We start from the raw sequence: 17,477 nt of genomic DNA on the forward strand, positions 1-17,477 counted from the left end.
GCTCAGTTGGCGGGCTTGGCGGTGGTGCCTTCGCCCGCCGGGGCCGCGGCAGCCGGGGCAGCGGCCGGCTTGGCCGGCTCCGGCTGGCCGACCACCTTGGCGCCCGGACGGATGCGCACCAGCCCGTTGACCACCACCAGATCGTCCTTCTCGAGGCCGCTGGTGATGACCCGCAGCCCATCTTCCTGCCGGCCGAGGGTGACGTATTTGATCTTCGGCACCTGCGGCTCGCTGCCCGACGCCATCACATAGACGAATTTGCGGGTCTGCTCGGTGCCGATGGCGACGTCCGGCACCAGCAGCGCGTCATGCGGCAGCGAGGCCGGCACGCGGATGCGTCCGAACATGCCCGGCGTGAAGCTGCCGTCGGGATTGGCGAACACCGCGCGACCGCGAATGGTGCCGGTGTTCTCGCTGATCACGTTGTCGACGAAGTTCATCTCGCCCTTGTGGGGAAAGCCAGTCTCGGAAATGAGGCCGAGGCTGACCGGAATGGACGCGATGGAGCCGGAGGTGCGGCTGATCTTCTCCAGCTGCTGGTAGCGGATGTAGGAGGCCTCGTCGAACGTGAACTCGAAATAGATCGGGTCGGTCGAGACGATGGTGGCCAGCAGCGTATTGGTGCTGCCGCCCTGCCCGCCGGTGACGAGGTTGCCGATGGAAACCCGGCGATCGCCCATGCGGCCGTTGACCGGCGAGGTCAGCGTGGTGAATTCGAGGTCGAGCTCGGCGGCGTGCACCGCCGCCTGGTTCGCCGCCACCTGCGCGCGCGCCGAACGTTCGGTCTGCTGGCGCTGGTCGAAGGTCTGCTTGGAGATCGCCGTCGAGACGCGGTCCTCGATCAGCGTCTGCGCGCGCTGCAGATCGGAGATGGCGAAGTCGAGATCCGCCTGCGATCGCGCGAGATTCGCCTTCGCCTGGTCCAGCGCGACCTGATAGGGACGCGGGTCGATGCCGAACAGCTGATCGCCCTTCTTCACCAGCTGGCCATCGGTGAAGTTGATCTTGTCGAGGTAGCCCGAGACGCGCGCGGTAACCTGCACCAGGTCGATGGCGGTGAAGCGTCCGACATATTCGTCATAGTCGGTGATCTGCTTCACCTGCGGCTTGGCGACCGTCACCGGCGCCGCCTGCGGCGCACCGCCGCCCTGCTGCTTCTGATCCGAACAGGCGGCAAGACCGAACCCGAGGCCCGCAAGCACGAGAACGGGGGCAAAACGGCGAAGCGCAGGAAACGTCATGAGTTCAACTCCGGAACGAGTATCGGCAACGCGCACAACAAACGCGTCGCGCCGTCCGACGGGGGCCGCCATCCCTCGTCGCCCGGCATTCTGGCTAGGCTGGTACCACAATTTTGCTGCACTGCGTAAGCAATAAAATGTACACAATTGTTTTCCGGATCACGGTCGCAGCAGCGCTTTCAGCCGCCGCGGCCCCACCAGAACCGCCACCAGCAGCCCATAGGCACTGCCGCCCGCCGCGATGCACAAGGCAAGCCTCGCCTCGTCCTGCAGGCTGGGCAGCGCGGCGATCAGCGGGTCGCCGAACCGCGCCGCGGCGAACAGCGCCGCCGCGATGCCGAGCCCGATCAGGGCAAGGCGCGGCAGCAGCGCGACCAGCGCCGCATCGCCGCAGCCATAGCCGCGGCGCAGCGCGAAGACGATCAGCACGGCGAGGCTGATCCAGCCGCCGACCGAGGTGGCGAAGGCCAGTCCCACCTGAGCGAAATCGTGCATCAGCCAGATCTTCAGCGCGATGTTCACCACCGCGGCGCCCAGCGTGGCGATCACCGGCGTGCGGGTGTCGCCGCGGGCGTAGAAGGGCGACATGAAGGCGCGCAGCACCACGAAGGGAAGCAGCCCGATGGCATAGGCCGCCAGCGTCTGCGCCGCTGCCCGCGCCGCCTCGTCGGTGAAGGCGCCGCGCAGAAACAGGCCGCGCATGATCTGCTCGGGCACGATGAGGCAGGCGGCCAGGAACGGCAGCGCCAGCAGGATGATCAGCTCCAGCGCACGCGCCTGCGCATGTCGCGCGCCCTCTTCGTCGCCCGCGGCGATGCGGCGCGACATTTCCGGCAGCAGCACGATGCCGGCGGCGATGCCGATCACCCCGATCGGCAGCTGGTAGATGCGCTCGGCATAGAACAGCGCCGCGATCGCCCCCTGCGGCAGGAACGAGGCGACGATGGTATCGGCGAAGATGGCGAGCTGCATCCCGGCCGAGCCGAGGATCGCCGGGCCGAGGGCGATGAGGAAGCGCCTGGTCTGCGGGTCGAGACGCGGCAGTGCGAATCGCGGCCCGAGCCCATGCCGCTCGGCGTCGAACACCAGCAGCCCCACCTGGAGGAAGCCGGAAATCAGCACGCCCCAGGCCGCGGCGTCGCCGGCGGTGGCAAACCAGCCGGCAAGGCTCAGTGTGCCGACCATGGCGGCATTGAGCAGGATCGAGGCAGACGCCGCCGCCCAGAAGCGCTGGTTGGCATTGAGCACCCCGCCTACCAGCGTCACCACCGCGATCAGCCCGAGATAGGGAAAGGTGATGCGGGTATAGCCGACCGTCAGCGCGAAGCGCTCCGGGTCGTCGGCGAGGCCCGGCGCCAGCGTCGCCACCACCAGCGGCGTGGCGATGAGCGCGAAGGCAAGCACCGCCAGTTGCACCACCACCACGCCCGAAAGCACCCCGTCGGCGAAGCGCGCCGCCCTGACATCGCCCTCCTGCGTCTTCACCCGCGCATAGGCGGGAATGAAGGCGGTGTTGAAGGCGCCCTCGGCGAAGATGGCGCGAAAATGGTTGGGCAGGCGGAAGGCGATATAGAACGCGTCCGCCACCGGACCGGCGCCGAGCACCGCCGCCATCATGATGTCGCGCGCGAAGCCGGTAAGCCGGGACAGCAGCGTCCAGCCGCCGACCGAGAAGATGCTGCGAATCATGGAATGTCCGGCGTCGTTGAGCGTCGCGGGAACCTAACGGAGCCCGCCCTCGCCCGCCAGCGGATCGGGGAAGGCGACGTCCTCATAGACCTCGGACATGGCGAGTTCGGTGCCGATGACGCCGAGGTCGATCACCCCGTGGAGGCCGTCGAACTGCGCGATTTCCCACGCGCTGCCCGGCGCCCGCCACCACAGCAGCGCCCGCGGCAGGTCCGGCTCGACCAGCAGGATATAGGCGAGCGACGGCAGCGCCTTGTAGTCCTCGAGCCTGCGCACGAGATCGGTCTGGCGTGTCGAGGGCGAGAGCACGTCGACGACCAGACGCGGCGAGGTTGCCTCATGGGCGGTATCGGGCATTTCACCGCAATCCACCGACACATCCGGCCGGCGGATATTGCCGTTCATCGCCGCCACGGCGATGTCGTCGGTAGAAGGGCGGCAGGGCGACCCACGCAGCTTTGACGCAAGGTTGGACGACACATTCACGACAACCCGGTCGTGACGCCGGCTCGCCCCGGTCATCGCCTTCACGGGGAACCCGTCCACCAACTCGTAGCGGACGCCTTCCTCGCCCGGCCAGCGATAGAACTCTTCCGGCGACATACGCTTCAAGGCAGGCGGCGCCATGGACCGGCCCCTTCGGGAAACCGGCCCATCCTACAAAAGCCCGCGAACGCTGGCGACTCGGTTGTACGAAACGTACGAGCCCTCGGCGTCTGCAATTGCGCCATGCGGTCCGCCGGTCGTCAGGAGCGTCACACTCTCCCGACGATCCAGCTCGACATCCACGTGCGACGGCTTGAGGGGGTCCACAACGTCATCCCGGACGGCCACAGGCCGGGATCGCAAGCACTATGAAGAGCGATCCCGGCTCGCCGCTGCGCGGAGCCAGCTCTTGGGCTTGACGAAGGGAAGATACGAAGGGCCGGAATGACGAAGCGAGGCTTCAAGCCCCTTCCGCAGCAAGGCCGTCATCGCCGGGCTTGTCCCGGCTTTCCACGCAGTGCCGCCTGGCGCGCCCGGTCCAAGACGTGGATGCCCGGGACAAGCCCGGGCATGACGTTGTAACGGTGTACTTGGATCACGCGGACAGGACGGCCGCCAACGAGCGCCGCCGAAGCGACGAACCCGCGCCCCCGCCCTACTTCCCCAGCGCCCGGCGTACGGCGGCGATGATGCGGTCCTGCGAGGCCTCGTCGAGATAGGCGTGCATCGGCAGGCTGATCACCTCGCCGGAGAGCGCCTCGCTCACCGGCAGGCCGTTGCCGGCGGAAGGGTACTGCGCATAGGCCGGCTGCTTGTGCATCGGGATACGGTAATAGACCGCCGTCGGCACGCCTTCCTTCTGCAAGGCCGCGCCGAGATCGTCGCGCACGCCCTGCGGCAGGCGGATCGTGTACTGCGCCCAGATCGAGGTCGCGCGCGGATCAACCACCGGCACGATGCACACATCGGCCAGCGCCGCGTTGTAGCGCTTGGCGGCGCGGTCGCGGGCGGCGATCTCGTCCTCGAAGATGGCCAGCTTTTCCAGAAGGATGGCCGCCTGGATGGTGTCGAGCCGTCCGGTCATGCCGATACGGACGTTCTCGTATTTGTCGACGCCCTGGCCGTGCTCGCGCACGCTCTTCAGCACCGGCACGAGATCGTCGTCATCGGTGAACACCGCGCCGCCGTCGCCGAAGCAGCCGAGCGGCTTGGCCGGGAAGAAGCTGGTGGCGGAGGCGTCGCCGAAGGAGCCGGTGCGCTTGCCGTTCCAGGTGGCGCCGAAGCCCTGCGCGGTGTCGCACAGCACCTTGAGATTGCGGGCACGGGCGATGGCGCCGATGGCGTCCATGTCGGCCGGCTGGCCGAACAGGTCGACCGGGATCACCACGCGGGGCGTGAGCCCCTGCCGCTCGGCGACCGCGATGGCAGCCTCCAGGCTCGCCGGGTCCATGTTGAAGGTGTCCGGCAGCACGTCGACGAAGACCGGCGTCGCCCCGACCCACGGCACCACCTCGGCGGTGGCGCAGAAGGTGAAGGAGGGGCAGAACACCGCATCGCCCGGCCCGACGCCCCAGGCCATCAGCAGCATGGCCAGCGCGTCGGTGCCGCTGGAGCAGGAAATCGCGTGGCGGGCGCCGGCGAATTCCGCCAGCTGCTTCTCGAGCTCGGTGACTTCCGGACCGTTGACGAAGCGGCAATGGGTGAGGACGCGGGTCACCGCCTCGTCGACGCGGCTTCCGAGGCGGGCGCGCTGCGCGGCGATGTCGATGAAGGGCAGCGGCGCGGCGTTGGTGGTCACATGGCTGTTCATGTCGGTCCTCGAACTAGCCGGCGGCGCGGATGCGCGCGGATGGGACGGAGACCGGGCGCGCGGCCTCGGGCCCCTCCAGGCAACGGATGGCGGTGGCAAGGCTGGCGACGCCGTCCTCGCCGGTCACCGGAGCCGCCGCTTCCCCGCGCACGGCGGCGAGGAAGCGCGACAGCTCGACGCGCAGCGGCTCGGCATAGGCGACGGGCAGATGGCGCATCGAATAGCTGCCATCCGGCTTGTAGTCGAAACACTCGGTCACCTGCCGGGTCAGCAGGTCGCCGATGACGTATTTCTTGCGGGTGGCGACATGCACCGTGCGCGCCTTGAACGGCGTCAGCCAGTTGGTGTTGATGTGCGCCAGCACGCCGTTGGCGGTGCGGAACTGCAACAGCGCGATGTCCTCGCGCTCGGCCACCGCCGCCTTCACCTGCGGCTGGATCTCGGCGATCTCCGAGCCGGTGAAGTGGCAGATCAGGTCGATGTCGTGCACCGCGAGGTCGATCACCACGCCGACATTCGACATGCGCGGCGGAAACGGGCCGACGCGGGTGATGCCGATGGACAGTATCTCCTCGCCCTCGATCGCCTTCTTCACCGCCTCGACGGCGGGGTTGAAGCGCTCGACATGGCCGACCATCAGCGCGACGCCGCGGGCGCGGGCGGCCGCGACGATCGCCTCGCCTTCCGCGACGCTGGGCGCGATCGGCTTCTCCACCAGCACATGCGCACCGGCGCCGATGGCGGCCAGGGCGATATCGTGATGCAGATGCGTGGGCGCGGCGACCACCACCGCATCGACGCCGAGGGCGGTGAGCGCCTCGATATCCGCCACCGCGGCACAGCCGAGCAGCCCCGCCACCTTGCTCGCCTGGGCGGCGTCGGGATCGGCGATGCCGACCAGTTCGGCTCCGGGCAGGTCGGCCAGCACGCGGGCATGGTTCGCGCCCATGACCCCGACGCCCACCACCCCGACACGAACCGGGCGGGGCGCCTCTTTCAGGCTGTTCGACATGCGACGTTTCCTCGACTGCCAGCGTGACAAGCGCCGTCTAACATGCGCGTGCCGGGCTGACGAGGCGCCGGCCAGCCGGAAGGCATGGACGGCGCTTCACTAATTGATTCCGCATGTTACCGGGAAGGCTTGCGGCGCGGGCTTGCCGCGGAGGCACGCCTATTCGGTCACGGGGGTCGCGTCGGCTTCCCGGGGCGCACCGGCATTGAGGAAGCTCTTGTAGACGAAGCCGCGCTTGCCGTCGGCGACGATCTCGCACCAGCTGTCGCAGGCCACCAGTTCGACCTGCTGACCGCTCTTCAGAGTCTGCATCGCCGCCGCCCCCTTGTTCGGGCCGGTGCGCATGGTCACCGGCGAGCGGATCGTCGCGCCGCCAGTCGGCTCGGCACCGGCGTCGGCCGGAGCCGGATCGGTCGCATCGGCCACCGCATCGGCCTGCCCGGCGGAAGCCGGTGCGGGCGCTACGGCGGCGACCACAGCCGCGCGGCGCGGAGGAGCCGGCGGCGGCAGCGGCGCCTGGCGCGGCAGCTTGGCTTCTGGCGCCGCAGCCAGCGATGAAGGCTCCGGCGCGGCGAAAGCGGTCAATCCCGGCACCGCAGGCCCCGGCTCGACGGGATCCGGCGCCAGCAGGGTGCGGGCGGAAATCGAGGGCATTGCCGGCGGCGCTTGCACCGCCTCAAGCGCGCGAAGAGCGTCCGGCGCCGACGGAGCGGCGGCTTCAGCCACCTCGACGCGAGCCGGTTCAGGCGCCGACACGGCAACCGCCGGCGCAGGCACCGAAGGCGCTACCGCGGCGATAGCAGCGTTGCCGATCACTTCCGGCGCCACCCGTGCCTCGTCGCGTCCGACCACGGACTGCAGCGCCACGGCGGCCCCGCCCACCGCCGCGAAGCAGATGGCCAGCACGCCCAGCCGCTGCCAAGTGAAGGCCTCGCCGGAAGCGGCACGACGACGCCGTGCGGCCGGCTCGCTCTCGGTACGGCTGGGAGCGCCGAACATGCGTCGGCGGGTGGCCTGCGTCGCCGTGGCATCCGCCGACCCGGCGGAAGTATCGACCGTTGCCTCTGCCGCGGTCGCAGCGGCCGGGCGGCTCGACGGCATGATGTGGCGCGCATCGCTCAGCGCCGAAAGCTTGCTGCGCAGCTCGGCGAATCCCAGCGGCGTGGGGCGCGATGGAGAGGGTGCGGCGGGGCGGAATGACCGGATCACCGGCTCGGCCATCGTCCGCTCGGGCGAACCGGCGGCTTCAGGAGAAGACGAGGCCTCGTAGGCGGAAGGTGGAAGCTGCGGCCCCTCGCCTTTAGTCTGCTCCAGTGAGCTGATCATGGCGCGATAGTCGCGTACCAGCGAAGCGGAAAGCTCCGAGGCGGACCGTCCCTGCGAATTGGTCGTCATGGCGAACTCAGCCTTTCAACCGACGCAGGATACGAAGGACGGAAGCCTGAGACGGAAAACAGCGAGGCGAATCGGAAAGACCTTCTTCACTATAGCCGTTTGCGGCCATTGCGCCCGCCTGCCCGAACCCGCGGTCAAAACCGTTCATCATGCGTTACGCTCAACTCTTTCCGACAGGGGGCTCACATGCCCCACACTGATTCGTCCGCCCTGCACCGATTCTCCAGCCGGCCGCACAGTACCGACAGAAGGTATCTTGATGCAAGAAAGACACACGACTGAATTTTCACCATGAAGACGGATTGCGGCAACTCTTGGCCAAGCTTTCTGTGCCTTCCCCTTCGCAGGCACCCCAGCACCTCCCTGCATCAGTTATCCTCAACCCGCCTCACACCAGAACTTCGCGCTCGGTCTGCGCGGAGACGTGGAAGACTCGCTTGTAGCGGGCGATTTCCTCGGCCGGTCCCATCGCCTTGGTCGGGTTGTCAGAAAGCTTCACGGTGGGTCGCCCATCGGCCGAAACAACCTTGCAGACGATGGAGATCGGGTCGAGCGCGCCACCGGCGACGAAGCCGCGGAAATCGTTGGTGAGCAAGGTTCCCCAGCCGAAGCCGAGCTTCATCCGGCCATGGAAGTGGCGGTAGGTGCGGACGATATCGTCGACGTCGAGGGCGTCGGAAAAGATCGCGAGTTTCTCCGTCGGGTCCTGGCCGCGGGCCCGCCACCAGGCAATTGCCTCTTCGCCACCGGCGATCGGCTCCTTGCTGTCGATTCGGATGCCCGTCCATTTGTCCGCCCAATCGGGCGCCGCGGCGAGGAAACCGGTAGTACCGAAGGTGTCGGGCAGCATGACGCGCAGATTGCCCTCGTAATCCTGCTGCCAGTCGAGCAGCACCCGATAGGGCGCCTGGGCGAGTTCCTCGTCAGTATCGGCCAAAGCCGCATAAACCATGGGCAGTTCATGCGCGTTAGTGCCGGTTGCCTCCACCTCCCGCCTGAGCGCGATAAGGCAGTTGGAGGTGCCGAGGAAGCTGTCGCCGAGCCCCTCGATCATCGCCTGCACGCACCAGTCCTGCCATAGGAAGCCATGGCGGCGGCGGGTACCGAAATCGGCGACGTTTACCCCTTCGAGCGCGCGCAGCCGCTCCACCTTCTCCCACACGCGGGTCATGGCGCGGGCATAGAGCACCTGCAGCTCGAAGCGCCCCATGTCGCGCAATACCGCCCGCGAGCGCAACTCGTTGATGATGGCGAGCGCCGGAACTTCCCACATGGTGGTCTCGATCCACGGCCCCTCGAAGGTGAGCTCGAACTGCCCGTCGCGCTTCTCGAGGTGATAGGGCGGGAAACGGAAGCTCTCGAGCCAGGCGATGAAGTCCGGCGAGAACATCTGGCGCTTGCCGTAGAACATGTTGCCGCGCAGCCAGGTGGACTCGCCGCGCGTCAGCTTGAGCGTCCGCACATGATCGAGCTGCTCGCGCAATTCGCTCTCATCGACGAAGTCGGCGAGGCGCACGCTGCGTGTGCGGTTGATGATACCGAAGGTAACGCGGGTATGGAAATGGCGGCGATAAATCGTCTGCGCCATCAATAGCTTATAAAAATCCGTGTCGAGCACGGACCGGACGATCGGATCGATCTTCCAGGTATGATTGTAGACGCGCGATGCGATATCGATCATGAGCCCCGCCCGGTTCCGGCGAGCCTCTTCTAGAACACATTTGGCGCAGATCGAAATGACCTCAACGGCAACAATGTGCTCAAGCCCTTGAAGTTGGAGCCCTTCCAATAATCATCCGGGACAAGAAGCCGCCTGAGAGCCCCGCCAAAGCTCCCCGCTGCCCCGAGAGTCGAAAAGCGGTCAATCGAGCACCTCGACATGGCCATCGCCGGCCGGGGCGCGCGACGGCGCTTTCATTATCAAGAGCAGCAGCGCGGTCGGCAGCGTCACCAGCATCATGAACTTGAAGTCGTCGACATAGGCGATGGCCGTAGCCTGCTTGGTGATCTCGGCGTTGAGAGCCGCCAGCGTCGCCGGATTGGCGATGTTCCAGAACTGGTAGGCGCCGCCGCTCTGCACCGCGGCATTGAACGGCGTCACATGCTCGGCGATCTGCGCATGCATGATCTGGGTATTCTGCGCCAGCAGGAACGAGGTGATCGACACGCCGATGGCACTGCCGACATTGCGCACCAGGCTGAACAAGGCGGTGCCGTCGGTGCGCAGCTCCGGCGGTAGCGTGGCGAAGGCGACGACGGTGAGCGGCGTGAACACCAGGCCCAGCCCCGCCCCCTGAGCGATGCTGTTGATGATCATCGAGCGGGTATCGATGTCCGGCGTCCAGCCGGTCATCTCCCACAAGCTCCAGGCGATCATCGCGAGGCCGCAGAACATGACGATCCGCGGGTCCATGCGCGACACCAGCCGGCCGCCGATCATCATCGCGATCATGGTGCCGAAGCCGCGCGGCGCCATCAGCAGGCCGGCCGTCTGCACCGGATAGCCGCCGAGCCGCTGCAGATAGGGGGCGAGCAGTGCCGAGGTGGCGAGCAGCACCATGCCGATGGCGAACATGATCACCAGCCCGGCAGCGAAATTCCGGTCACGAAACAGGCGTGGGCTGAGGAACGGCTTGTCGTGCGTCGCCATGTGCACGGTGAAGAGATAGAGGCCGAGCCCGGCCAGCACCGCCTCCACCACGATCTCGGTCGAGCCGAACCAATCGAGCTGCTCGCCGCGGTCGAGCATCATCTGGAAGGCACCGATGCCGAGCGCCAGCACGCCGAAGCCGACCCAGTCGAAGCGCAGCGCATCGTTGCGGCCCTCGTCCTTCATGAAGACGACAAGGCCGGCGATGGCGATCAGACCAAAGGGCAGGTTCACGTAGAAAACCCAGCGCCAGTTATAGGCGTCGGTCAGCCAGCCGCCGAGCGTCGGACCGAGGATCGGCCCGAGCATGACCCCCATACCCCACACCGCCATCGCCTGCCCGCGCTGGGAGACCGGATAGATGTCCATCATGGTCGCCTGCGACAGCGGCACCAGCGCCGCGCCGAACACGCCCTGCGCGAGACGGAAGATCACCATCTGGGTGAGCGACTGCGCCACGCCGCACAGCATGGAGGCAATGGTGAAGCCGATCAGGCTGGCAAGGAATACCGTCTTGCGGCCGAAACGCGCCGAGAGCCAGCCGACCGGCGCCGTCATGATGGCGGCAGCGACGATATAGGAGGTCAGCACCCAGGTGATCTGATCGGCGGTGGCCGACAGCGAGCCCTGCATATAGGGCAGCGCCACATTGGCGATGGTGGCGTCGAGCGCCTGCATCAGCGTCGCGGTCATCGCGCAGACGGTGATGATGGTTCGTGTGGCGCCGATGGGACGCGCGGCATCGGCAGCAGGGGCGGCGGCGGACATTCGCATGCCTCATGGACCGGCGATCGGCCGGAAAGCGATGAAACGGGTGGGGTCGCGGGCCTGTGATGCCGAACCCCACCCGTCTCGACCGGCTGCTTTGGGGGGCGGAAGCAGCCGATGGGAAACCTAAAGAACGTCGCGCAGGCTGCGCGAATGCCCCGTATCGATCTCGACGAAGGCGCTCATGCCGGCGCGCAGCACCGGGTCTTCAGCCTGATGCGGGACCCGGATGCGCACCGGCACACGTTGCACGACCTTCACCCAGTTGCCGCTGGCGTTCTGCGCCGGCAGCACCGAGAATTCCGCGCCACTCGCCGGGGCGATGCTGTCGATGACACCGGTCCAGCGATGCCCGGGATAGGCGTCGATACTGACATCGACGGTGTCGCCGGCCTTCAGATAGGTCAGGTCCGTCTCCTTGATGTTGGCCTCGACCCACATGTCCTCACTGGAGATCAGCCCCACCGCACCCTGATTGGTAAGTGCCGCAGTGGCCGCGACCAGGTAGAGACCGGGCTGGAGGTTATCCACCTCGGTCACCGTGCCAGAGAACGGCGCGCGCACCGTGGCATGGTCGAGCTGCCGCTTGGATTCGTCGAACGCCGCCTGCGCCTGCAGATAGAGCGGATGCTGCTCAACCACGAGATCGGGCTTGCCACCGAGCTTGGCCAGCAGCACGGAGGCCTGCTGCTTGAGGGAGTCGACCTTGGCGCGATCGGATTCGAGCGTGAAGCGCGCCTGATCGTAGGACGCCTGCGACAAGGCAGCGGTGTCCTTCACCAGCACCTGATAGCGGTTGAATATCGCCTCATCGTTCTGAACCGTGGCGGCCGCGGCGGCGACATCGCTCGCCATGCGCTGATAGTCGACCTTCATCGATTCCAGCGTCAGCCGGGTCTGGTCGAGATTGGCCTGCGCATTGCGCACCGCGATCTCATACTGGCGCGGATCGACGCGGAACAGCACGTCGCCGGCCGCGACCTGCTGCCCTTCCTTGACATCGACATCGCTGACAATCCCCGACACGTCGGTGGAAACCATCAGCTTGCCGGCACGCACATAGGCGTCGTCGGTCGACACATAGCGCCCGCCGGTCAGCCACACATAGCCGGCACCAAGCGCCACCACGGCGATGCCGCCGAGCATCAACGTCGCCCGCCAGCGGCCGCGCCGCTTCGGCACGGGAGCTGGCACAGCCGGCACCACCGGAACGGATTTGGCCTCGGGATTCGCAGTGGAAGGCTCTTTGGTACGATCAAGCATGGGACGGTCTCACGGGGCGGCATCCGGCGGGCATGCCGCGCGGCTGTCGCAGGTCAGATTCGCTTTCATCAGGCCGAGGGTCGCCTCGATGCTGGCGAGCGCCTCCGGCGTCACGCTGGTCCCGATGAGCTGGGCCACCATCTCTTTGCGGGCGCGGGCAATCTCTTCGAGGATCGGTTTGGCCGCCGGCAGCAGATGCAGACGCCAAACCCGCCGGTCCTGCGGATCATGCCGACGCTCGACGAACCCGCGCGCCTGCAGGCGATCGACCAGCCGGGCGACAGTGATCGGCTCGACCTCGATAAGCTGAGCCAGCTCGTTCTGGGTCATGCCCGGCGAACGCTCCAGCTTCAGCAGAATGACCCACTGCGCCCGCGTCATGTCGTAGGCGCGTGCCCGCTGATCGAACTTGGTGCGCATCAGATGCGCCAGCTCGTGCAGCAGCGACAAAAAATCGTAATCGGGTTGGCACGTCATGTTTCACCTACGCGACACAATATAACGCGCGTTATTATCACCTGCAATATGGTACGCTCTGCTACTAAAGCAGTAGCCGACTATGCCCTTCGCATCTCTGGTGCGGTGCACACCGGTATCTATCTGAGCAAGGAAACCCCTGTTCGAGGACCTCTCGCATGACTGCCTCGCTTTTCGACCCCTATCGCCTCGGTGGCATCACGCTCACCAGCCGCGTCGTCATGGCGCCGCTCACCCGCAACCGCGCGATCGCGGGTACCGTGCCCAATCCGTTGTCGGTGAAGTATTACGCCCAGCGCGCAACCGCCGGCCTCATCGTGACCGAGGCTACCCAGGTCTCCGACACCGCCCAGGGCTATCAGGACACGCCCGGCCTGCACACGGCGGCGCAGATCGAAGGCTGGAAGCCGATCACCGAGGCCGTGCACGCCAAGGGCGGCCACATCTTCGTGCAGCTCTGGCATGTAGGGCGGGTATCGCACCGCTCGCTGCAGCCGGGCGGCGCGGCGCCGCTTGCTCCTTCCGCCATCCGCGCCGAGACCAAGACCTATGTGAACAACCAGTTCCTGGAGGTCGACGAGCCCCGCGCCCTGGAAACTCATGAAATCCCCGGCATCGTCGACGATTTCCGCAAGGCGGCCGCCAACGCCATTGCCGCCGGCTTCGACGGCGTGGAAATCCATGCCGCCAACGGCTATCTCATCGACCAGTTCCTGCGCGACGGTGCCAATCAGCGCACCGACCAGTATGGCGGCTCCATCGAGAACCGTACCCGCTTCCTGAAGGAAGTGATGGAGGCGGTTATCGGCGAGATCGGCGCCGATCGTACCGGCGTGCGCCTTTCGCCGGTCACACCGGCCAACGGCCTTACCGACAGCGACCCGGCCGCATTGTTCGCGCATGTGATGGATGTGGTGGAGAAGCTCGGGCCGGTCTACGTGCACATGATCGAGGGTGCCACCGGCGGACCGCGCGACATCGTGCCCGGCTTCGATTTCGAGGCGTTGCACAAGCGCTTCAGCCGTACCTGGATGGTGAATAACGGCTACGACAAGGCCCTGGCGGAGCAGGTGGTGGCTTCCGGCAAGGCAGATCTGGTCGCCTTCGGCAAGCCGTTCATCTCTTCGCCCGACGCGGTAGAGCGGCTGAAGCGGAACGCGCCCTTCAACGACCTCGACCGCGATCATCTCTATGGCGGCGGCGAAAAGGGCTACACCGACTATCCGACGCTGGAAGCCGCCGGCACCTGAGAGCTGTAAACACGAAGGGCCGCCCGGAAGAGCGGCCCTTCTCCATTGAACGATGCGTGATGGTTCAGGCCGCAGCGGGCTCGGACGGCGGCACCTGAGGCTCCGACGGCGGAGCCTCCGACCCCTCGGACACCAATGGATCAGACTCGGCGTCCGGTTGCACCAAACGCACGGACACGTCGACGGTCATCCCGAGATAATCACCGACCAGCCCGGTAAAGCCGCCGGATACCGGCACCGCCTGGGCGGGGTCGCGGGTCACCGCCACGCGGATCAGGTTGTCCGCGGCAATCGACCCGTTGGTGGGATCGAACTCGATCCAGCCCGCGCCCGGCAGATAGATATCTGCCCAGGCATGGGTGGCACCGGCGCCGACGATGCCGGCATTGTCGCCGTCGAGTGCCGGATCATACAGATAGCCGGTAACGAAACGAGCACCGAAGCCAAGCGAACGCACCGCCTCGATCAGCAACAGCGCGAAATCCCGGCACGATCCGGAACCGAGCCGCAACGTCTCCAGCGGTGGCTGAGTGCCCTGCTCGTGCCGCACCTGATAGGCGAAACCGGTATGGATGCCGGCGTTGATGTCGGCCAGCAGCGCCATGGTGTCGGTCGGCCGGCTGGCGATGAAGCTCTTGGCCCAGGCCTCCAGCTCGCCGTTCGGATCGGGATAGTGGCATTCGAGCATGCGGCCGAGATCGGTGCGGTCGTCGGTCGAATAGACGAAGGGGTAGATTTTCGCCCCCTCCTCCACCTCGAAGTTCGGCGTGCCCATGCCGTAGCGCTCGATGGTCAGCAGACTCTCGACCTTCAATTCGTTCGACGGCTCGATAAAATCCACCACCGCGACCGAATTGCCGAACACGTCGTGCATCCAGCGGACATTGCCGTGCGGCCACAGCGTCAACTCGGCGCCGACAAGACGCAGGTCGTGGCTGTCGCGGGGACGCAGCATCAGGCGATGCGGCTGGAACACCACCGGATTGGCATAGGTGTAGTGCGTGACGTGACGCACAGTGAGAGTTTGCATGCAGGCACTTCCTTGCGGATCGGCGATCAGCGTGACAGCAAACGACCGACCAGAAAACCGGTGATGCCGACGGCGATCAATGCGTTGAAGGAATATTTTCGCTCCGGCAGCCCGGCAGCACGCTCACGCGGCGGCGCATTGAGGATCACATCGTCTGGCACCGCCATATCCGGCAGCGCCGAGACCACGTCCTCGGAGGACCGGGGGGCTCGGGCGGCAGCCGCACGGGAACGCGGATTGCGCGGGAGCCGCCTCTTCGCGCTGGCATCGGCTATGTTCGAGGTGTCGGGCTTGGCCATCGCCGCTCTCCTGTGCTGAACAGATTCGACGCCACAACGCGCGAGACAATGTTTGGTTCGCCGTTCAGCGGCGGCCGGAAATGAACGCGACGACTTCCGTCGGGCCTTGCGCATGGAAAAGTTCGATGCGCCGGCCACCGCAAATGTCGCAGCGCAGCTGGGTTCTCGTCGTACCCGATGGGTCTGGGAGCGCTTGCAACTGCTCGCTGCGCCCGAGGATGGACCGCCGCCCGCAACGCAGGCAACGGGCACATAGCGTCCCGGTATCGTGAATGTGCTGGGTCTCCCAAGATGTGAGCCGACGGAATTCAGAAGCCGCGCATGGTAGCTGAACGGGCAGCCCGCGCCTATCGCGCAAAAACAGTGTGGCTGCTGACATGCCGACAGGCGGCGAGGATCCCGGGTCAGGCCAACCGAAGCGGCATGGAGGGCTTGCGGTTGGTGGGCGCACAAGGACTCGAACCTTGGACCCGCTGATTAAGAGTCAGCTGCTCTACCAACTGAGCTATGCGCCCGACCGGGGTGCGTCGACGAGGAGGTTTCACTCGCGAGCGGCGGTCGTGTACCAAAGCTACCCGGGCCTGTCTACCGGCCCGGGTACTTTTTCACTCTTTAAATGCCTCTTCGCGCTTCTTACGCACAGAAGGCAGCAGCACCACCGCCAGAGCCAGTACCGCCATCGCCAGCATCACCGCCGAGAGCGGACGGGTGACGAACACCGTCGGATCGCCGCGCGAGATCAGCATGGCACGGCGCAGATACTCCTCCAGCATCGGCCCGATGATGAAGCCGAGCAGCAGCGGCGCCGGTTCGCAGTCGAGCTTGACGAGCAGGTAGCCGAACACGCCGAACGCCGCCATCGCATAGACGTCGTAGACGTTGTTGTTCACGCTGTAGACGCCGATGCAGCAGAAGCCGATGATCAGCGGGAACAGGATGTGGTACGGCACCGTGAGCAGCCGTACCCACATGCCGATCAGCGGCAGGTTCAGGATCACCAGCATCAGATTGCCGAGCCACATGGAGGCGATAAGCCCCCAGAACAGATTCGGCTGCTCGTTCACCACGTTGGGGCCGGGCACGATGCCCTGGATGATCAAGGCGCCGATCATCAGCGCCATCACCGGATTGGACGGAATGCCGAGCGTCAGCATGGGGATGAAGGACGTCTGCGCACCGGCATTGTTGGCGCTTTCCGGCCCCGCAACGCCCTCGATCGCTCCCTTGCCGAACTGCTCCGGATATTTCGATACCCGCTTCTCGATCGAATAGGCCGCGAAGGAGGAAAGCATGGCGCCGCCGCCCGGAAGGATGCCGAGGAAAGAGCCGAGCACCGTGCCACGCAGCACCGGCGCTATGATCCGCTTGAAGTCCTCCTTGGTCAGCAGCAGCCCCTTGACCTTCTGCACCAGCACGGAACGGCCGTGCTCATCCTCGAGGTTGCGGATGATTTCCACCATGCCGAACAGGCCCATGGCCAGCGCCACGAACTCGATACCGTCGGCGAGTTCGATGAGGTCGAAGGTGAAGCGCGGAGTGCCGGTGTAGACGTCCTGACCCGACAACCCGAGCAGAATGCCGAGCACCACCATCGCCAGCGCCTTTACCACCGAGCCGGAGGCCAGCGACACCGAAGCCACAAGTCCCAGAACCATCAGCGAAAAATATTCCGGCGGCCCGAATTTCAACGCCACGTCGGCGAGCGGCGGGGCGAAGACGGCAAGCAGGAAGGTCGCGACAGAGCCGGCGAAGAAGGAACCGAGCGCTGCGGTGGCGAGCGCCGCCCCTGCGCGTCCCTGCCGCGCCATCTGATAGCCGTCGATGGCGGTGACCACCGAGGAGCTCTCGCCGGGCAGGTTGATCAGGATGGCGGTGGTCGAGCCCCCATACTGCGCGCCGTAATAGATGCCCGAGAGCATGATGAGCGCCGCCACTGGCGGCAAGCCGAAGGTGATCGGCAGCAGCATGGCGATGGTCGGAACCGGACCGAGGCCCGGTAGCACCCCGATCAGCGTGCCGAGCAGAACGCCGAGGAAACAGTAGAACAGGTTCTGGAAGGTGAAGGCGACCGAGAAGCCGAGGGCCAGATGATCGAATATTTCCATAG

At 66.3% G+C, this 17,477-nt stretch carries 14 protein-coding genes and 1 tRNA gene; 1 reads left to right on the forward strand and 14 read right to left on the reverse strand.

The window, feature by feature from the left end:
- Nucleotides 1-2 precede the first annotated feature (2 nt).
- The 10 genes from KHC24_RS10480 to KHC24_RS10525 form a co-directional block, all read right to left on the reverse strand.
- A complete protein-coding gene (locus KHC24_RS10480) occupies nt 3-1,241 on the reverse strand; it encodes an efflux RND transporter periplasmic adaptor subunit (protein WP_213363198.1) in 1,239 nt (412 codons plus the stop codon).
- Between the two features lie 159 nt (nt 1,242-1,400).
- Complete coding sequence (gene murJ / locus KHC24_RS10485) at nt 1,401-2,930, reverse strand: murein biosynthesis integral membrane protein MurJ (RefSeq protein ID WP_213363199.1); 1,530 nt, start codon at nt 2,928-2,930, stop codon at nt 1,401-1,403.
- 33 nt (nt 2,931-2,963) lie between these two features.
- Nucleotides 2,964-3,557, reverse strand: a complete 594-nt coding sequence (locus tag KHC24_RS10490) for a Uma2 family endonuclease (RefSeq protein ID WP_213363200.1) — start codon at nt 3,555-3,557, stop codon at nt 2,964-2,966.
- Nucleotides 3,558-4,071: 514 nt separating this feature from the next.
- Complete coding sequence (locus tag KHC24_RS10495; protein ID WP_213363201.1) at nt 4,072-5,226, reverse strand: DegT/DnrJ/EryC1/StrS family aminotransferase; 1,155 nt, start codon at nt 5,224-5,226, stop codon at nt 4,072-4,074.
- Nucleotides 5,227-5,239: 13 nt separating this feature from the next.
- Nucleotides 5,240-6,238, reverse strand: a complete 999-nt coding sequence (locus KHC24_RS10500; protein ID WP_213363202.1) for a Gfo/Idh/MocA family protein — start codon at nt 6,236-6,238, stop codon at nt 5,240-5,242.
- Between the two features lie 159 nt (nt 6,239-6,397).
- Nucleotides 6,398-7,633: an SH3 domain-containing protein gene (locus tag KHC24_RS10505; protein WP_213363203.1), complete on the reverse strand. Its 1,236-nt coding sequence runs from the start codon at nt 7,631-7,633 to the stop codon at nt 6,398-6,400.
- 388 nt (nt 7,634-8,021) lie between these two features.
- Nucleotides 8,022-9,314, reverse strand: a complete 1,293-nt coding sequence (gene pncB / locus KHC24_RS10510; protein ID WP_213363204.1) for a nicotinate phosphoribosyltransferase — start codon at nt 9,312-9,314, stop codon at nt 8,022-8,024.
- A 180-nt stretch (nt 9,315-9,494) separates the two neighbouring features.
- Nucleotides 9,495-11,051: a DHA2 family efflux MFS transporter permease subunit gene (locus KHC24_RS10515; RefSeq protein WP_373878551.1), complete on the reverse strand. Its 1,557-nt coding sequence runs from the start codon at nt 11,049-11,051 to the stop codon at nt 9,495-9,497.
- Nucleotides 11,052-11,177: 126 nt separating this feature from the next.
- Nucleotides 11,178-12,314: an HlyD family secretion protein gene (locus KHC24_RS10520; RefSeq protein WP_213363206.1), complete on the reverse strand. Its 1,137-nt coding sequence runs from the start codon at nt 12,312-12,314 to the stop codon at nt 11,178-11,180.
- Nucleotides 12,315-12,323: 9 nt separating this feature from the next.
- Nucleotides 12,324-12,764, reverse strand: coding sequence for a MarR family winged helix-turn-helix transcriptional regulator (locus tag KHC24_RS10525; RefSeq protein ID WP_246546589.1), 441 nt, complete (start codon nt 12,762-12,764; stop codon nt 12,324-12,326).
- A gap of 185 nt (nt 12,765-12,949) precedes the next feature.
- On the opposite strand from KHC24_RS10525, the gene KHC24_RS10530 reads away from it, so the two are divergent.
- Nucleotides 12,950-14,041 carry an alkene reductase gene (locus KHC24_RS10530; protein ID WP_213363208.1) on the forward strand — a complete coding sequence of 364 codons (1,092 nt, stop codon included), beginning with the start codon at nt 12,950-12,952 and terminating at the stop codon, nt 14,039-14,041.
- Between the two features lie 64 nt (nt 14,042-14,105).
- Here KHC24_RS10530 and KHC24_RS10535 read toward each other — a convergent pair whose 3' ends face one another.
- From KHC24_RS10535 to KHC24_RS10550, 4 genes are all read right to left on the reverse strand, one after another.
- Nucleotides 14,106-15,071, reverse strand: a complete 966-nt coding sequence (locus KHC24_RS10535) for a transglutaminase family protein (protein ID WP_213363209.1) — start codon at nt 15,069-15,071, stop codon at nt 14,106-14,108.
- A gap of 26 nt (nt 15,072-15,097) precedes the next feature.
- Complete coding sequence (locus tag KHC24_RS10540; protein ID WP_213363210.1) at nt 15,098-15,370, reverse strand: hypothetical protein; 273 nt, start codon at nt 15,368-15,370, stop codon at nt 15,098-15,100.
- Nucleotides 15,371-15,809: 439 nt separating this feature from the next.
- A tRNA-Lys gene (locus KHC24_RS10545) sits at nt 15,810-15,885 on the reverse strand.
- Nucleotides 15,886-15,975: 90 nt separating this feature from the next.
- A complete protein-coding gene (locus KHC24_RS10550) occupies nt 15,976-17,475 on the reverse strand; it encodes a tripartite tricarboxylate transporter permease (RefSeq protein ID WP_213363211.1) in 1,500 nt (499 codons plus the stop codon).
- Between the last annotated feature and the right edge of the window lie 2 nt (nt 17,476-17,477).

Origin of the sequence: Ancylobacter defluvii (assembly GCF_018390605.1) — a bacterium.
In the GTDB taxonomy this organism is placed as follows: Bacteria; Pseudomonadota; Alphaproteobacteria; order Rhizobiales; family Xanthobacteraceae; genus Ancylobacter; species Ancylobacter defluvii.